General features: G+C 65.4%; 12 protein-coding genes and 10 tRNA genes. 4 read left to right on the top strand and 18 right to left on the bottom strand.

Annotated features, from left to right (window positions below):
• The first annotated feature begins 8 nt into the window (after positions 1–8).
• Together gloB and BLS66_RS16930 are read left to right on the top strand one after the other, a co-directional pair.
• On the top strand, positions 9–773 hold the full coding sequence (gene gloB, locus BLS66_RS16935) for a hydroxyacylglutathione hydrolase (RefSeq protein ID WP_074726379.1): 765 nt from the start codon (positions 9–11) through the stop codon (positions 771–773).
• Positions 770–1972 carry a lytic transglycosylase domain-containing protein gene (locus tag BLS66_RS16930; RefSeq protein WP_074726378.1) on the top strand — a complete coding sequence of 401 codons (1203 nt, stop codon included), beginning with the start codon at positions 770–772 and terminating at the stop codon, positions 1970–1972. The genes gloB and BLS66_RS16930 overlap by 4 nt, the downstream gene beginning before the upstream one ends.
• A gap of 180 nt (positions 1973–2152) precedes the next feature.
• On the opposite strand, the gene BLS66_RS16925 is transcribed toward BLS66_RS16930, so the two are convergent.
• The 17 genes from BLS66_RS16925 to BLS66_RS16845 all read right to left on the bottom strand — a co-directional run bounded on the left by BLS66_RS16925 (position 2153) and on the right by BLS66_RS16845 (position 13523).
• Positions 2153–4108: a peptidyl-prolyl cis-trans isomerase gene (locus BLS66_RS16925; protein WP_074726377.1), complete on the bottom strand. Its 1956-nt coding sequence runs from the start codon at positions 4106–4108 to the stop codon at positions 2153–2155.
• Between the two features lie 182 nt (positions 4109–4290).
• A tRNA-Asp gene (locus BLS66_RS16920) sits at positions 4291–4367 on the bottom strand.
• Positions 4368–4454: 87 nt separating this feature from the next.
• Positions 4455–4531 (bottom strand) — tRNA-Asp (locus BLS66_RS16915).
• Positions 4532–4614: 83 nt separating this feature from the next.
• Positions 4615–4691 (bottom strand) — tRNA-Asp (locus BLS66_RS16910).
• A 26-nt stretch (positions 4692–4717) separates the two neighbouring features.
• A tRNA-Val gene (locus tag BLS66_RS16905) sits at positions 4718–4792 on the bottom strand.
• A gap of 11 nt (positions 4793–4803) precedes the next feature.
• A complete protein-coding gene (locus BLS66_RS16900; protein WP_005408270.1) occupies positions 4804–5076 on the bottom strand; it encodes an HU family DNA-binding protein in 273 nt (90 codons plus the stop codon).
• 218 nt (positions 5077–5294) lie between these two features.
• The gene (lon, locus tag BLS66_RS16895) at positions 5295–7742 is read right to left on the bottom strand and encodes an endopeptidase La (protein WP_049466057.1); all 2448 of its coding nucleotides are present in this window, start codon (positions 7740–7742) and stop codon (positions 5295–5297) included.
• Between the two features lie 142 nt (positions 7743–7884).
• The gene (clpX, locus tag BLS66_RS16890) at positions 7885–9174 is read right to left on the bottom strand and encodes an ATP-dependent Clp protease ATP-binding subunit ClpX (RefSeq protein ID WP_049466059.1); all 1290 of its coding nucleotides are present in this window, start codon (positions 9172–9174) and stop codon (positions 7885–7887) included.
• A 126-nt stretch (positions 9175–9300) separates the two neighbouring features.
• Complete coding sequence (gene clpP, locus BLS66_RS16885) at positions 9301–9927, bottom strand: ATP-dependent Clp endopeptidase proteolytic subunit ClpP (RefSeq protein ID WP_019659528.1); 627 nt, start codon at positions 9925–9927, stop codon at positions 9301–9303.
• 74 nt (positions 9928–10001) lie between these two features.
• Complete coding sequence (gene tig / locus BLS66_RS16880) at positions 10002–11297, bottom strand: trigger factor (RefSeq protein ID WP_032961818.1); 1296 nt, start codon at positions 11295–11297, stop codon at positions 10002–10004.
• A 189-nt stretch (positions 11298–11486) separates the two neighbouring features.
• Positions 11487–11571: transfer RNA gene (locus tag BLS66_RS16875), tRNA-Leu, on the bottom strand.
• Between the two features lie 179 nt (positions 11572–11750).
• Positions 11751–11826: transfer RNA gene (locus BLS66_RS16870), tRNA-Lys, on the bottom strand.
• 198 nt (positions 11827–12024) lie between these two features.
• Positions 12025–12100 (bottom strand) — tRNA-Lys (locus BLS66_RS16865).
• Between the two features lie 79 nt (positions 12101–12179).
• Positions 12180–12256: transfer RNA gene (locus BLS66_RS16860), tRNA-His, on the bottom strand.
• 193 nt (positions 12257–12449) lie between these two features.
• Entirely contained in the window at positions 12450–13187 is a 738-nt protein-coding gene (locus tag BLS66_RS16855) for a BPL-N domain-containing protein (protein WP_074726376.1), read from the bottom strand.
• A gap of 143 nt (positions 13188–13330) precedes the next feature.
• A tRNA-Arg gene (locus BLS66_RS16850) sits at positions 13331–13407 on the bottom strand.
• 39 nt (positions 13408–13446) lie between these two features.
• Positions 13447–13523 (bottom strand) — tRNA-Pro (locus tag BLS66_RS16845).
• Positions 13524–13703: 180 nt separating this feature from the next.
• Here BLS66_RS16845 and BLS66_RS16840 point away from each other — a divergent pair.
• Together BLS66_RS16840 and BLS66_RS16835 are read left to right on the top strand one after the other, a co-directional pair.
• Complete coding sequence (locus BLS66_RS16840) at positions 13704–14462, top strand: Bax inhibitor-1/YccA family protein (RefSeq protein WP_057495144.1); 759 nt, start codon at positions 13704–13706, stop codon at positions 14460–14462.
• A 90-nt stretch (positions 14463–14552) separates the two neighbouring features.
• Positions 14553–15173, top strand: a complete 621-nt coding sequence (locus tag BLS66_RS16835) for a flavin reductase family protein (protein ID WP_074726375.1) — start codon at positions 14553–14555, stop codon at positions 15171–15173.
• A gap of 68 nt (positions 15174–15241) precedes the next feature.
• On the opposite strand, the gene BLS66_RS16830 is transcribed toward BLS66_RS16835, so the two are convergent.
• On the bottom strand, positions 15242–16150 hold the full coding sequence (locus BLS66_RS16830) for a LysR family transcriptional regulator (protein WP_074726374.1): 909 nt from the start codon (positions 16148–16150) through the stop codon (positions 15242–15244).
• Positions 16151–16157: the final 7 nt, after the last annotated feature.

Raw genomic sequence — 16157 nt, 5'->3', positions numbered from 1 at the left:
CCAATTCTATGCGACTGACTGCCCTGCCCGCATTTGCGGACAACTACATCTGGACGTTGATCGACGACGATGGCGCCGCCGTGGTCGTCGATCCCGGCGATGCCGCGCCGGTACTCGCGCTGGCCGATCAGGGCCTGCGCGTGGACACGATCCTGCTTACCCACCACCACGACGACCACATCGGTGGCGTGCCCGCACTGCGGGCGCGTTTTCCCGGCGCACGGGTCATCGCACCGGTCGACGAGCGCATCCCGGCGGCGACCGAGCGGGTCGGCGAAGGTGAACGCGTTCAGGCAATGGGCCAAACATTCCACGTACTATCCGTGCCCGGGCATACCCGCAGCCACATCGCGTTTCACACCGCTGAACATCTTTTCAGCGGAGATTCGTTGTTCAGCCTGGGCTGTGGACGCCTGTTCGAAGGTACGCCGTCCCAGCTTCTGGCATCGATGCGCAAGCTGGGTACCTTGCCCGCGCAGCTGCTGTTGTGTTGCGCCCACGAGTACACCGTGTCAAATGCCGTCTTCGCGCGGCATGTCGACCCCGCCAACGCTGCCCTGTGGCAGCGCCAAGAGGAGGCTTTGGCCATGCGCCGCGATGACCGTTCCACCCTGCCGGTAACCCTGGCCAGCGAATTCGAATGCAATCCGTTCCTGCGTGTGCACACGGCGCCGATCCGCGCGTCGGTGTCGGCACACTTGGGCCGCGACGTCGTTGAAGACGTCGACGTCATGGCCGGTCTCCGGCATTGGAAAGACGGCTTCCGCGCATGATGCGCCGAAGTCTGCCGCTGGCCCTGGGCCTGGTCCTGGGGCTGGCCGGAACCGCAGGCGCGCAGTCGCTGGGCGCCGGCATCAGCCAGAACCTGACCGCCGCTGCGGCCCTTCCGCTGGATCCGGCCGCGCTGCCGGCCGCGTCGGTGCGCAACGGCCAGGAGATCTTCTCCAGCTTCCGCGATGGCCTGGCCGAGCCTACCTGCGACGCCGAGGCCACCAGCCCGCGCTGGCAGAAGCAGTTTGCCCACGCGCCCTCGCGACTGGCCAACCAGGATGACGATGCGCTGGTGCTGTTCGGTTACGTGGTCGAGGAACTGCGCAAGGCCAACCTGCCCACCGAATTCGCACTGATCCCGTTCGTGGAAAGCGGCTACCGGCCCAACGCCCGCAACGGCAGCGGCCCCACCGGCCTGTGGCAGTTCATCGCCACCACCGCGCGCAACCACCGCGTACCGATGGCCAACGGCTACGACGGCCGCCTGTCGGCGGTCGATTCCACCCAGGCCGCAGTGCGTTACCTGAAGACCCTGCATGGCATGTTCGGCGGCGACTGGCGCCTGGCCACCATGGCCTACAACGCCGGCGAGTACCGCGTGCTGCAGTCGCTGCGCAAAGCCGGCATGAATGCACAGAATGCCAAGCCGTCGGCCCTGCCCGGCCTGTCGCCGGTCACCTATGCCTACGTCGAGAAGCTGCACGCCCTGGCCTGCGTGCTGGAAGACGTGGAAGACCAGCCGGGCGTGATGGCCTCGCTGGACCGCACCGTGCCGGTGCTGAAGGACCACACCCTGCCCGCCGGCACCAGCATCCAGCAGTGGGCCGCACAGCGCGCCCTGGACCCGGCCAGGATCGCCCGCCTGAACCCTGCCCTGGCGGGCGGCGGCCGCGCCTCGTCGGGCACCACCCGCGTGCTGGCGCCGGTCTCGGCTGCCAATGTGGCCGTCGCAGACGCCGCCACCGTGCAGGTGGCCAATGCCGCACCGGTGGCCACCACCACGCCAGCGCCGCAGGTCGCCAAGACCGTCGCCGCGATCGCCGATCGTCCGCGCAGCCGCCGCCACACCGTGCGTGACGGCGAATCGGCCTGGACCATCGCCCGCCGCTACGGCATGCCGGTCAAGGCCCTGCTGTCACTGAACGGCCTGAGCGGCAGCAGCGTGCTGAAGCCGGGCGCGGTGCTGCGCGTCGAGGATTGACGCGCAGGCCAAGCGCCTCCCGTGTAGAGCCGAGCCCATGCTCGGCTTTTTTCTTGCCTGCGACTTGTCGCGGTTCATGGCCCGCCGGGCATGGGCTTGGCGCTACAGTTCAATTCCAGCAGCGCTCCAACAAAGAAGGCCCGGCATTGCCGGGCCTTTTCATACCTGCAGCCGATGGGCTTACAGGTTCGCTTCGGTGGTCTGGACCACGAACTTCTTGCGCATCGCCTCGATGTAGGCCTTGGCCGCGGCCATGCCGTCGATCTGGCTCAGCTGTTCCTTCAGCTGCTTCTGCTGCTCTGCGGTCACTTCCTTGATGTCGCCCGGATTGACCTTGTTCACCGCAAACAGCAGCGCGTGGCCGTTCACGTCGACCTTGCCATAGCTCGGCTTGCCCTCGGCCGGCACCGGCGCGCTGAAGATCGCGCGGTTGATTTCCGGGGTCGGCACCGGCTGGCTGCGCGGCAGGCCCGGCATCGGGCTCAGCTGCAGCTTCTCGCTGGCGGCAAGCGACTGCAGGGTGGCACCGGCCTTCAGCTTGGCCAGGATGGCGTCGGCGGCCTTGTCGCTGGCCTGGCGCTGGCGATCGGCGCGGATCGCAGCAATCACCTGCTCACGGGCCTTGTCCAGCGGCAGGGCCTGTTCCGGCGTGTGCGCAGCCACACGGATGACCACGCTGTGGTTGGTCGCGCCGCCCAGGGCGATCGGGTCACTGGCGGTACCGTCCTGCACCAGCACGTCGGAGAAGGCGGCACGCAGCACGGCCGGATCGGCGGCGATGCCACTGGCGGTCGCGCGGGTGATCGGGCCCAGCGTCTGCAACGGCAGGTTCACTTCCTTGGCCGCCGCAGCCAGGTCGCTCGGGCTCTTGTTGATGGCATCGACCAGGCGACCGGCCAGCTCGTTGAAGCCGCGCTCACCATCGGCCTTGAGCTGTTCGGCGGCCAGCGTGTCACGCACTTCCTCGAACGACTTGCCCTGGCCACCGCGCACAGCAGCCACCTTGATGATGTGGTAACCGAACTCGGTCTTGACCGGGCCAATCACGTCACCGGCCTTGGCCGCAAACAGCGCGTCCTCGAACGGCTTGACCATCGCACCACGCTCGACCCAGCCCAGGTCACCGCCCTGGTCCTTGGAGCCCGGATCTTCCGAATTGGCCTTGGCCAGCGCGCCGAAATCGGCACCGGCCGCCTTCGCTTCGGCAGCGATCCTGTTCGCCTTGGCCTCTGCACCGTCACCGGTGATCAGGATGTGCGAAGCCTGGCGCTGCTCCGGCGAGGTGAACTTGGCCTTTTCCTCTTCATAGCGCTTGCGCAGGGTGGCTTCATCGGCCGGGGTCGGTGCCGGCAGGTTCGCGCCGTTGATCTCGACGTATTCCAGCGACACGCTCTCGGCCTGGCGGAAGTCCTTGCCGTGGCTGTCGTACCATTGCTTGATCTGCGCGTCGGTGACCGGCGCGGTATCGGCCGGCACCGGCGGCAGCGCAGCCAGCTCGACGTCGCGGGTTTCGCCCAGCAGCTTCAGCAGGCGCTCGGTCTCGGCCTGGGTGACGAAGCCGGAGCTCTGCAGGCCCGACGGGATCACCGACTGCTGCAGGCTCTCACGCACCAGTTCCTGGAACTGGGTCGGCGTACGCGGCGGGTTGCCGCCGGCCAGGGCCAGGCGATAGTTGTTCTCGTTGAACTTGCCGTTCGAATCCAGGAACGCCGGCATGGTCGCGATGTACTCGCGCACGGCGCCGTCGCCGATCACCACGCCCGCCTGTTCACCAACCAGGCGCACGACCTGCTCGTCGATCAGCTGATCGAGCACGGCCATCTTGTTTTCGGTGCTCTCGAACGCCCGCGGGTCGAAGTTGTCGCCCTGCTGCTGGCGCTCACGCATGCGCTCCTGCTCGAAACGCGTGCGGAAATCCTGCGAGCTGATCTCATGGTGCTGCCACAGCATGCGCACCGGCCACCACGACGGTGCCGAACGCCACCAGGTCGGCGGCGCGGATACCCTGGCCACGTTCTGTGCGCCGACGCCACCGAGGTAGCTGTTGTCGATCACGAACAGGAACGGAATCATCAGCAGCCCCAGGATCACGGTGACGATCCAGCCTGAGGTCTTGTCGCGGAGTTTCTGCAGCATGGTGAGGAATCACAAGGCCTGATTGGCGAGCCCGGCAGTGTAACCCGCTTCGCCGCAGGGACCAAAAGCAACCCCGGCGCGGCCCGCGCCCGCCTCCGCGGGGGTGCGTGACCCGCGCACTGGCAATGTCCGCGCATGACGCAAAGAAAAAGCCCCCGGCTTGCGCCGGGGGCTTTTGAAGTTGGCGGAGCGGACGGGACTCGAACCCGCGACCTCCGGCGTGACAGGCCAGCATTCTAACCAGCTGAACTACCGCTCCGTTCTTGCAAAAACCCTTTCGTCTTCTTCCCGGACCTGCCGGTGAGAAGACAAGGCCCCCAGCTTTCGGCCGGGGGCCTCGATGTAATGGCGGAGCGGACGGGACTCGAACCCGCGACCTCCGGCGTGACAGGCCAGCATTCTAACCAGCTGAACTACCGCTCCGCGTTGTTACCTTTCTTGCTTTCAGCCGGCCTGGACCGGGGAGAAAACAAAGCCTCCAGCTTTTGGCCGGAGGCCTCGTTGAATGGCGGAGCGGACGGGACTCGAACCCGCGACCTCCGGCGTGACAGGCCAGCATTCTAACCAGCTGAACTACCGCTCCACACTCAAACTTTTACCGCGGTGCTGTGGTGGGTGCTGAGGGTTTCGAACCCCCGACCCTCTCCGTGTAAAGGAGACGCTCTACCGCTGAGCTAAGCACCCCAGCGAGCCGCTTAGTTTACAGCATCCTTCAGGGCCTTACCAGCCTTGAACGACGGATTCTTCGAAGCAGCGATCTTGATGGTGTCGCCGGTCTTCGGGTTGCGGCCGGTGCGGGCAGCACGGTCGCGGACCTGGAAGGTACCGAAGCCAACCAGGGTGACCGCATCGCCGTCCTTCAGCGCCTTGGTGATGGCAGCAACGACGGCATCGACAGCGCGGCTGGACTCTGCCTTGGTCAGGTCGGCAGCTTCAGCAACGGCATCGATCAATTCGGTCTTGTTCATTCTCTACAACTCCTTTGGCGGTGGGTTCCGCGGATTCGACAGGGAAGCAACCGCATGCCATCTGCATGCGGCCGCCATGTGGAAACGGTTCGCCGAATTCAGCGATCACCAGACTGCGATCACTCATTCGCGAGTGCTGCTTTTATACCAGCGGCCCTACCCCCACGCAAGCTGAAAGCCAGCAACGACGCGGGTTTCGGGCCATCGGACAGCGCGCGTCAATGCTTGACGCGCGCGTTTCCACTCGGTTTGGCCTTGCTGCGCACCGTGACGCGCTGCGCACTCTTGCGCGCCTTCTTCGGTGCCAACGGACGCTCCAGCGCCAGGTCCAGGACTTCTTCGATGTACTTCACCGGCACGATCTTCAGATCGCGGGTGACGTTGGCGGGGATGTCGGCCAGGTCCTTGCGGTTCTCCTCGGGAATGATGACCGTGCGGATTCCGCCACGCAGTGCAGCCAGCAGCTTCTCCTTCAGTCCACCGATGGCCGTGACGCGGCCACGCAGGGTGATCTCGCCGGTCATCGCCACGTCGGCACGCACCGGCACCTTGGTCAGCATCGATACCAGCGAGGTGACCATCGCCGCGCCGGCGCTCGGGCCGTCCTTCGGCGTAGCGCCATCGGGCACGTGCAGGTGCACGTCGTGCTTCTGCAGGAAGTCGCTGTCGATGCCAAAGCCCACGGCGCGCGAACGCACCACCGACAGCGCGGCCGACGCCGATTCCTTCATCACGTTGCCGAGCTGGCCGGTCAGGATCAGCTGGCCCTTGCCCGGCACCAGCGTCGATTCGATCTGCAGCAGGTCGCCACCGACTTCGGTCCAGGCCAGGCCGGTGACCAGGCCGATCTCGTTCTCCTCCTCGGCACGGCCGAAGTCGAAGCGACGCACGCCCAGGTACTTGTCCAGGTTCTTGCTGGACACGCTCACCAGCGCCTTCTTCTTCGCGCCCTTCTTCGCCTTCGCCGGCTGCGGGCCGGCCAGCGCGATCTCCTTCACCACCTTGCGGCAGATCTTGGCGATCTCGCGTTCCAGGTTGCGCACGCCCGACTCGCGCGTGTAGTAGCGCACGATGTCCTGGATGGCGTCACTGCCGATCTCCAGCTCTTCCGGCTGCAGGCCGTTGGCCTTGACCTGCTTGGGCACCAGGTAACGGGTGGCGATGTTGAGCTTCTCATCCTCGGTGTAGCCGGGGATGCGGATCACTTCCATGCGGTCCAGCAGCGGGCCGGGAATGTTGAGCGAGTTCGAGGTGGCCACGAACATCACTTCGGACAGGTCCAGGTCCACTTCCAGATAGTGGTCGTTGAACGCGTTGTTCTGCTCGGGGTCGAGCACTTCCAGCAGCGCCGAGGACGGATCGCCGCGGAAGTCCATCGACATCTTGTCGATCTCGTCGAGTACGAACAGCGGGTTCTTGCTGCCGACCTTGTTGAGGTTCTGCACGATGCGACCCGGCATCGAACCGACGTAGGTACGACGGTGGCCACGGATCTCGGCCTCGTCACGCACGCCGCCCAGCGACATGCGCACGAACTTGCGGTTGGTGGCCTTGGCGATGGACTGGCCCAGCGACGTCTTGCCCACGCCCGGCGGCCCGACCAGGCACAGGATCGGGCCCTTCATCTGCTTCACGCGCGACTGCACCGCCAGGTATTCAAGGATGCGCTCCTTGACCTTCTCCAGGCCGTAGTGATCGGCATCGAGGGTGTCCTGCGCCACCTTCAGGTCCTTGCGCACCTTGCTGCGCTTCTTCCACGGCACGCCCAGCAACCACTCCAGGTAGTTGCGCACGACCGCCGCTTCGGCCGACATCGGCGACATCTGCTTGAGCTTGTTCAGCTCGTTGCGCGCCTTGGCCTCAACGGCCTTCGGCATGCCGGCCTCGGCGATCTTGCGCGCCAGCTCTTCCAGCTCGCCAGGCGCATCGTCCAGGTCACCCAGTTCCTTCTGGATGGCCTTCATCTGTTCATTGAGGTAGTACTCGCGCTGGCTCTTCTCCATCTGCGACTTCACGCGGCCGCGGATGCGCTTCTCCATCTGCTGCACGTCGATCTCGCCGTCGACCAGGCCCACCAGCATCTCCAGGCGGTCACCCACGGCCAGCGTTTCCAGCAGGCGCTGCTTGTCGGCCAGGCGCACGCTGATGTGCGCGGCGATGGTGTCGGCCAGGCGCGCCGGCTCGTCGATGCCCGACAGCGTCTGCAGCAGTTCCGGCGGCAGCTTGCGGTTGGTCTTCACGTACTGCTCGAACAGCGACATCAGCGAGCGGGCGATCGCCTCGACCTCACGCGCTTCGCGCTCGTCGGTGGCGTCGATCTCCACTGCCTGCCCGTGCAGCGAGCCATTGCGCTCGTCGACGTGGGTGACCTGCACGCGCGACAGGCCTTCGACCAGCACCTTGATGGTGCCGTCGGGCAGCTTCAACAGCTGCAGCACCTGCGCCAGCGTACCGACCTGGTAGAGGTCGGCCGCATGCGGGTCGTCGGTTTCGGCAGACTTCTGCGCCAGCAGCAGGATGCGCTTGTCCGCTTCCATTGCCTGCTCAAGCGCGTGCATGGACTTGTCACGGCCGACGAACAGCGGGATGACCATGTGCGGGAACACCACTACGTCGCGCAGCGGCAGGACCGGCAGGTCGAGGGTTTCACTTGGGGAACGGGCCATGGGGGCTCCAGGGAAGGGGAAAACCGCCTCCGGGAGGGCATCTTCCGGAGACAAAAAAAGCCGATGGCCCCGTTATGGGGCCATCGGCTTTCAGATGCAAGGCATTCCTTGAAAATCCTTTCCAATCAACAACCTGGAAGGATCACTCGGCGCCTGCGGCCTTCTGTTCAGGGGCCGCCGGGGTCTGGTAGATCAGGTACGGCTCGGACTTGTGCTCGATCACCGATTCGTCCACCACCACCTTGCTGACGTTTTCCTGCGACGGCAGGTCGTACATGGTGTCCAGCAGGACCGATTCGACGATGGTGCGCAGGCCACGGGCACCGGTCTTGCGCTTGAGCGCCTTGCGGGCAATGGCCGACAGCGCGTCCGGGCGGAACTCCAGCTCGACGTTCTCCATCTCGAACAGCTTCTTGAACTGCTTGGTGATGGCGTTCTTCGGCTCGGTCAGGATCTTGATCAGGGCCGGCTCGTCCAGCTCCTCCAGGGTCGCCACCACCGGCAGGCGGCCGACGAACTCGGGGATCAGGCCGAACTTGATCAGGTCTTCCGGCTCGACTTCGGCCAGCACCTTGCCCACTTCCTGCTTGCGCTCGCTGCTCTTGACCTTGGCACCGAAGCCGATGCTGCCGATGTCGGTGGAACGGGCCTGGATCACCTTGTCCAGCCCGGCGAACGCGCCGCCGCAGATGAACAGGATGTTCTTGGTGTCCACCTGCAGGAATTCCTGCTGCGGGTGCTTGCGGCCACCCTGCGGCGGCACGCTGGCCACGGTGCCTTCGATCAGCTTCAGCAGGGCCTGCTGCACGCCTTCGCCGGATACATCGCGGGTGATCGACGGGTTCTCGCTCTTGCGCGAGATCTTGTCGATTTCATCGATGTAGACGATGCCCTGCTGCGCCTTCTCGACATCGTAGTCGCACTTCTGCAGCAGCTTCTGGATGATGTTCTCCACGTCCTCGCCCACGTAACCGGCTTCGGTCAGCGTGGTGGCGTCGGCCATGGTGAACGGCACGTTGAGCAGGCGGGCCAGGGTTTCGGCCAGCAGCGTCTTGCCCGAACCGGTCGGGCCGACCAGCAGGATGTTCGACTTCGCCAGTTCGACGTCGTCGTTCTTCTGCCGGCTCTCGATGCGCTTGTAGTGGTTGTAGACGGCCACGGCCAGGGTGCGCTTGGCACGGTTCTGGCCGATCACGTACTGGTCGAGGACCTCGAGGATCTCGCGCGGCTTGGGCAGCGAACTGCGCGCCGACTGCGCCTTTTCCTCAAGTTCCTCACGGATGATGTCGTTGCACAGCTCCACGCACTCATCGCAGATGAATACGCTCGGACCCGCAATCAGCTTGCGCACTTCATGCTGGCTCTTGCCGCAGAAAGAGCAGTAGAGGATCTTGCCGGTGTCCGTGGAACGACCTTGGCGGTCTTCGCTCATGCTTCGCTTACCCAGTTACCCCACCCGCTGAACGGGGGTTCGATTCGAGAATAGCACAGGGCCGAGGGGACACCAGTCCCGCCCGACCCTGCAGGAACGGAGCCTCCCTGGCCCCGTGAAGGCCGGTCAGCCGGCCTGGATCGACTCATCCGGACGACGCTCCAGGACCTGGTCGACCAGACCGTAGGCCTGCGCCTCGAAGGCGCTCTTGAAGTTGTCGCGCTCGGTGTCGCGGGCGATCGTCTCCAGCGACTGGCCGGTGTGCTTGGCCAGTATCTCGTTCAGGCGCGAACGCAGGGTCAGGATCTCACGCGCGTGGATGTCGATGTCGGTGGCCTGGCCCTGGTAGCCGCCCAGCGGCTGGTGGATCATCACGCGCGAGTTCGGCAGCGCATAGCGCTTGCCGGCTTCGCCCGCGGCCAGCAGCAGGGCGCCCATCGAGGCGGCCTGGCCGATGCAGGTGGTGCTCACATTCGGCTTGATGTACTGCATGGTGTCGTAGATCGCCATGCCGGCGGTGACCACGCCACCCGGCGAGTTGATGTAGATGTTGATGTCCTTTTCCGGGTTTTCCGATTCCAGGAACAGCAACTGCGCCACCACCACGTTGGCCATGTGATCGTCGATCGGGCCCACGAGGAAGATCAGGCGCTCCTTCAACAGGCGCGAATAGATGTCGTAGGCACGCTCGCCGCGGCTGGTCTGCTCGACCACCATCGGAACCAGGTTCAGGGCTTTGGTTCGGTTGTCCATTACGTGAGGTACCTATCTTGGGGGGCAACAACCCCGCGCCGGCAAAGGCGCGGGGCATCCGGTGATCCGCCGGCTTACTGGCGGATCGCGTCCTGGAACGACAGCTTCTCTTCGGTGTGCTGGGCACGCTCGGCGATCCAGTCGATCACCTGCTCTTCCATCACACGGTTCTGCAGGCCAGACATCAGCTGGGGGTCGTTGCGGTACATCTCAATGACCTGCTCCGGCTCTTCGTAGGTCGAGGCGATCAGACGCATCGTTTCGTTCAGGCGCTTGGCTTCCAGGCGCAGGTCGTTGATGCGGGCCACTTCACCGACCAGCAGGCCGACCAGCACGCGCTTGGCGGCAGCGTCCTTGAAGCCTTCGTGGGCATCGGCCGGGATCTCGCCGACGTTCTGGCCGTTGCGGCGCAGCTGCTCGACCTGCTGGGCCAGCATGGCGCGGGCTTCGTTCTCGACCAGGCGCGGCGGCATTTCCACCGACGAGTAGGCCGCGATCAGCTGCTCGCCCACTTCACGGCGCAGGCGGTTCATCAGCGCGCCCTTCAGCTCACGCTCCAGGTTGGCGCGGATGTCGCTGCGGAACTGCTCGACATCGCCACCCTTCACGCCGAAGCTCTTGATGAAGGCTTCGTCGACCGCCGGCACGACCGGCTCGGACACTTCGGCAACCTTGACGGTGACCTGCACGGTCTTGCCGGCCAGCACCGGCACGCGCCAGTCAGCCGGGAACTCGACGTCCAAGGTCTTCTCTTCACCCTTGGCCAGGCCGACCAGGCCCTTTTCGATGGTGTCGAACATCATGCCCTGGCCGAGCACGATCGAGCCCTTCTCGGTGCCCTCGGCCGGCAGGCGCTCTTCGCCGGCCTGCGACCAGGTTTCCACCGCGACCAGGTCGCCGTCCTGTGCGCCACGGCTGACCGGGGCCCAGGTACGACGCTGGTTCTGCAGGTTCTCGATCATCTGGTCGATGTCGGCGTCGGTGATCTCGGCAGTGTGGCGAACGACGGTCAGCTTGCTGACGTCGATGTCGCCGAAGTCCGGCACCACTTCCACGGTGGCCACGAAGGAGAACTCACCCTCGTCGCCCTTGTCGATGCGCGGGCTGCCGACGACGCGCAGGTCGTGCTCGCGCACGGCCGCGTCGAAGGTCTCGCGCAGCAGGCCGTCCAGCGCCTCGCCACGGACCTGCGCGCCGAAGCGCTGCTCGATCACCTTGGCCGGCACCTTGCCCGGACGGAACCCCTTGATGCGGGTGGTACGGGCGATTTCGCCCAGGCGGCCGGCGATGTGGCTCTGCAGACGCTCTTCCGGCAGCGAGAAGCTCAGGCGGCGTTCCAGGTTGCCGGTGGATTCGATCGAAGCTTGCATGTTGACTCCTGCCACCGGTGGCCCAGGCCCCCGGCTCGATGATTGGGATGAAACGGTTGTAAGGACACGACGTCTGGGACGCGCCTGCTTGCCGCAGCCCTTTAGTTTCGCCCAATTCGGCCTGCACTGCCAGCGCGTGCCGGTCAAGGGGGCGCCGAGGGCCCGATCAGGGCGGGGACAGGCCGGCACTGGTGCGAAAGGGGGGACTCGAACCCCCACGCCTTGCGGCACTGGAACCTAAATCCAGGGCGTCTACCAATTCCGCCACTTTCGCGTGGCCGGCACAGGCCCACATTGTCGCAGGCAGCGTCGGCCAGCGGAAGGCCTGCACAAAGATGAACACCTGCAACTGCCGGTTTCCGGGCACCGCGTCACTGACCCCGCGCACTGCGCGGCGCCGGCGTGACGCACAGGCAAGAAAAAAGCCACTTGGCGAACCAAGGGGCTTTCGTCTGGTGGGCTGTCAAGGATTCGAACCTTGGACCTATTGATTAAGAGTCAACTGCTCTACCAACTGAGCTAACAGCCCGAAATCGGGGCGCGAATTATGGCTTGATCACAGCGGTGGGTGCAAGCACTTTTTTCAACGATGTTGAACCAAGTACCGCTGTTCCAGCACCGCGGCAGATCCACGCCCTGCGCGGGTACCGCCACGTGTGATCCCGGAAATCGAAGGGGTCACACTTATAAGAGAAAAGCCACCTGGCGTGCCAGGTGGCTTCTGTCTTGGTGGGCCGTCAAGGATTCGAACCTTGGACCTATTGATTAAGAGTCAACTGCTCTACCAACTGAGCTAACGGCCCGTGAAACTCAGACGCACATTGTAACGTGCATTCTGTTTATTGCAATACCGCTCCGGCTGCGCCGATACGGTTGAAACAGTGGGGTGGCTGAGGGGATTCGAACCCCCGACCACCGGAATCACAATCCGGTACTCTAACCAACTGAGCTACAGCCACCACTGAAACTTCTGCTCCCCTGCCGATGCTGCCAGCAGTGGAACCTGATGCGTTGCGACCGGGTGGGACCAGAAGGCCGTCCCCTGAAGCGAGTCCGGCATTTTCCGGGAGTCGCGAAGGAATTGCAAGCATTTCTTCACATTGATGTGCCGGTCGCCATTCCGGCCCGCGTCGCGCTGCGCACGCGCCCGCCTCAGCGCTGATCCTCATCCAGCAGTGACTTGAACAGATCGGCCGACGGCATCTGCGAAAGCGGGATGTCCGCCATCTTGAACCACTGCGCCGGCGCTTCCGGATGCGGTCCCGACAGCACCACCCTGCCCTTCCCGTGGCGATACGACGCAGCCGCAATGTCGCCATTGGTGTAGCGGGAAATCACCTTGAACCCTTGGTCGCGTGGCGCCTTGGGCAGGTAGGGACCGTCCTGGAAGTACACCGTCTGGCGACGCCCGTCCCAGACGACGGGAATCACGGCATCGTCTTCATCCTGCACAGGGAATCCCGGCCTGCCGGCCTCGGCGTCCAGGTCCTGCGCCAGCAGGCCCAGATGCGATGCACCGGCCAGGTAGGCCCCCATGCACAGGCCGATGTAGGTTCCGCCTGCATCGACGAAACGACGGATGACTGCCGCCCCCTCTTCGCCCACCGCCGCCATCGCGGCGTCGATGTCCTGCCCGCCCCCCGGCTGCACATAGGCCCGGTAGCGCGACGTGGCCAGCGAATCGACATCCACTGCCTCACCCGGGCCGACGAACACCACGTGATAGTCCGGACGCGAACGATGGATGGCCTGTTCGACGGCCTCCGAACACCCTGGGCAACCGGCGTCGCCGCGGTACACCGCAATCACGGGGGCATTGGCGGACGCGTGCACGGCAAGCCCCAGGCCCATCGCCAGCAGCAGACAGCGCGATCGCGCAACGGTGTTCATCAAGGGATGGCTCAGCGCAGTCACCCCGGCATGGGGCAGGCCGACTATGCCTCGGCCACGACGGACCAGATTGAATGCGCGCCAACACAGCGCTGGACCAGGCAGAGGCCGGTAACGACAGGACCTGCAGGAGATGGGTGAAATGGCGCGCCCGACAGGAATCGAACCTGTAACCGCCGGCTTAGAAGGCCGGTGCTCTATCCAGTTGAGCTACGGGCGCCCGGACCGGAACGGTGTCCAATCCGACGTGATGTGGGATTGGTCGGGGTAGAGGGATTCGAACCCCCGACATCCTGCTCCCAAAGCAGGCGCGCTACCAGACTGCGCTATACCCCGGTCTTGCAATCCCCTCGGGCCAGGCCCGGGGAGCTGGTCATTGTCGCCAAGCCGGTCGCGAACTGTCAACGCGGCCGGCTCAACGCTGGTCCCCGCCACAGCGCCGTACGCAGTCATCGGCTATGCTCGCGGTCATCGGCCGGATGGCCGTCCCGATCCTCATTCGCACGGAGAATACGCATGCGCAGCGGCAACCCGGCTCTTTCCGAGTCGACCTTCCTCGACCTCGCCAGCGGTTCGGTGGTGACCAGCCCCGACCAGGTGATGACCCTCAACGGCACCGCCAACAAGACCGGCCTCCTGCTGCTGCTGACCGTGCTGACCGCAGCGTTCGCCTGGAGCCAGTCGGTCGACGACTACGGCCAGATCTCCGGCAGCGCGAGCCTGTACGCCATCGGCGGCGCGATCGGCGGCCTGGTGCTGGCGCTGATCACCATCTTCAAGAAGGAATGGTCGCCGGTGACCGCGCCGATGTACGCGCTGGTCGAAGGCCTGTTCCTGGGCGCCGTGTCGGCGCTGTTCAACATGAAGTACCCGGGCATCGTGTTCCAGGCCGTGCTGCTGACCTTCGGCACGCTGGCCGCGCTGCTGGTCGCGTACCGCAGCGGCGTGATCAAGGCCACCGAGAACTTCAAGATGGGCGTGGTCGCCGCCACCGGCGGCATTGCCCTGCTCTACCTGGCCTCGTTCGTGCTGGGCTTCTTCAACATCAACGTGCCGGTGATCCACGACGCCAGCTGGCTGGGCATTGCCTTCAGCCTGTTCGTGGTGGTCGTGGCCGCGCTGAACCTGGTGCTGGACTTCGACTTCATCGAAACCGGCGTCGCCCAGCGTGCGCCGAAGTACATGGAGTGGTATGGCGCATTCGGCCTGATGGTGACCCTGGTCTGGCTGTACGTGGAATTCCTGCGCCTGCTCTCGAAGATCCAGCAGCGCTGAGTCCAGCCACGCCGTAAACGACAGGCCGCGATCCGCAAGGGTCGCGGCTTTTTTTGTAGAGTCGAGCAAGCCCACACGTCCCCTGCCCCCATGCCCGACACCTTCCACAGCTACCGCCCGGCGGAGGGCCACCGCCTGCCGCATGACCCGTTCAACGCCATCATCGGCCCGCGCCCGATCGGCTGGATTTCCAGCCAGGACGCGGGCGGCACGTTGAACCTGGCGCCCTACAGCTTCTTCAACGCCTTCAACTACACCCCGCCGATCATCGGGTTCTCCAGCCAGGGCCGCAAAGACTCGCTGCGCAACATCGAAGCCACTGGAGAGTTCGTCTGGAACCTGGCCACCTTCGACCTGGCCGAGGCCATGAACGAAAGCTGCCGTGCGGTCGCGCCGGATGTCGACGAGTTCGTCCTCGCCGGCCTGTCCCCGCTGGCCTCCACGCAGGTCGCACCACCGCGGGTGGCACAAAGCCCGGTCAGCATGGAATGCCGCTGCACCCAGATCGTGCGCCTGCGCGATGCCGCCGGACAGGACACCCAAGGCTGGCTGGTGCTGGGCGAGGTGGTGGCGGTGCATATCGATGCACGGTTGCTGATCGATGGCATCTACGACACTGCCGCAGCGGCACCGATCCTGCGCGGCGGCGGCCCCGCCGATTACTTCCGTATCGGCGCCGAACAGCGCTTCCGCATGTTCCGCCCGACCTGATCCCAGCCCTTTGCGGGGCAATCCGCAGACTCACCGACGCTATCACCACCACGGCTGCGGCCACGCGGCTATCCGGCCGCGCCCATCGGTGCAGCGTAGTGCGCCGCGAGGTGCTCGACCAGCGCGCGCACCTTGGGCGCGAGCGCACGTGCATGCGGATACAGCGCGAAATAGCGCCGCTGGCCGGCATGCCAGGCCGGCAGCACCCGGATCAAACGACCGGCGCGCAGGTCCTCCTGCACCGTCAACGCGGTGAACAGGCTGATACCCATTCCGGCCAGCGCGGCGGCGTACAGCGCAGGCGTGGCATCCACACGCAGGCGCTGCCCGGCTTCAACGCACACGCAGGCGCCGCGCGGCCCCTGCAACTGCCAGGGCGGCATTGATGGGGTGGGACTGAAACCCAGCAGCGTGTGCTGCTCCAGATCCGCAGCCTGCCGCGGCAGGCCATGCCGGGCCAGGTAGGCCGGTGCGGCGACCAGGATGCGCGGGCAGCTGGCCAGCTCGCGCGCGACCAGCTGGCTGTCCGGCAACGAAGCCGCGATGCGCAGAGCCAGGTCGAAACCACCGCCCACTACATCGACCAGCTGATCATCCGCCGACAGGTCCAGCGTGACCTGCGGGTAACGCTGCAGGAACGAGGGCAGCCAATGCGGCAGTTCCTGGCTGGCCACCACCTGCGGCACGCTGATCCGCACACTGCCACTGGGTTGCGCCTGCCCGGCGCGGGCACGATCGTCCGCCTCCTGCAGGCGGTCCAGCAGCGTTGCCGCCTCGCGGTAGTAATCGCGCCCGGCCTCGGTCAACGACAGCCGACGGCTGTTGCGATCAAGCAGGCGCACCTGCAGGTGTTCTTCCAGCTGCCGCAGTTGCCGTGACATCGCCGAATGGGTGGTGCCCAGGCGTTCGGCGGCGGAGGTAAAGCTGCCCGCGTCAACGATGGCGCGCAGCGCACGCAGGGCGGCGAAGTGATCCATCGGCGGG

Source organism: Stenotrophomonas pavanii (assembly GCF_900101175.1).
In the GTDB taxonomy this organism is placed as follows: domain Bacteria; phylum Pseudomonadota; class Gammaproteobacteria; order Xanthomonadales; family Xanthomonadaceae; genus Stenotrophomonas; species Stenotrophomonas pavanii.
This window is presented reverse-complemented; position numbering and strand designations above follow the sequence as displayed.

What these genes read in the sequence shown, in the direction of transcription:
- gloB (WP_074726379.1), top strand. Translation starts at nt 9, where the DNA reads ATGCGACTGACTGCCCTGCCCGCATTTGCGGACAACTACATCTGGACG.
- BLS66_RS16930 (WP_074726378.1), top strand. Translation starts at nt 770, where the DNA reads ATGATGCGCCGAAGTCTGCCGCTGGCCCTGGGCCTGGTCCTGGGGCTG.
- BLS66_RS16925 (WP_074726377.1), bottom strand. Translation starts at nt 4,108, where the DNA reads ATGCTGCAGAAACTCCGCGACAAGACCTCAGGCTGGATCGTCACCGTG.
- BLS66_RS16900 (WP_005408270.1), bottom strand. Translation starts at nt 5,076, where the DNA reads ATGAACAAGACCGAATTGATCGATGCCGTTGCTGAAGCTGCCGACCTG.
- lon (WP_049466057.1), bottom strand. Translation starts at nt 7,742, where the DNA reads ATGGCCCGTTCCCCAAGTGAAACCCTCGACCTGCCGGTCCTGCCGCTG.
- clpX (WP_049466059.1), bottom strand. Translation starts at nt 9,174, where the DNA reads ATGAGCGAAGACCGCCAAGGTCGTTCCACGGACACCGGCAAGATCCTC.
- clpP (WP_019659528.1), bottom strand. Translation starts at nt 9,927, where the DNA reads ATGGACAACCGAACCAAAGCCCTGAACCTGGTTCCGATGGTGGTCGAG.
- tig (WP_032961818.1), bottom strand. Translation starts at nt 11,297, where the DNA reads ATGCAAGCTTCGATCGAATCCACCGGCAACCTGGAACGCCGCCTGAGC.
- BLS66_RS16855 (WP_074726376.1), bottom strand. Translation starts at nt 13,187, where the DNA reads ATGAACACCGTTGCGCGATCGCGCTGTCTGCTGCTGGCGATGGGCCTG.
- BLS66_RS16840 (WP_057495144.1), top strand. Translation starts at nt 13,704, where the DNA reads ATGCGCAGCGGCAACCCGGCTCTTTCCGAGTCGACCTTCCTCGACCTC.
- BLS66_RS16835 (WP_074726375.1), top strand. Translation starts at nt 14,553, where the DNA reads ATGCCCGACACCTTCCACAGCTACCGCCCGGCGGAGGGCCACCGCCTG.
- BLS66_RS16830 (WP_074726374.1), bottom strand. Translation starts at nt 16,150, where the DNA reads ATGGATCACTTCGCCGCCCTGCGTGCGCTGCGCGCCATCGTTGACGCG.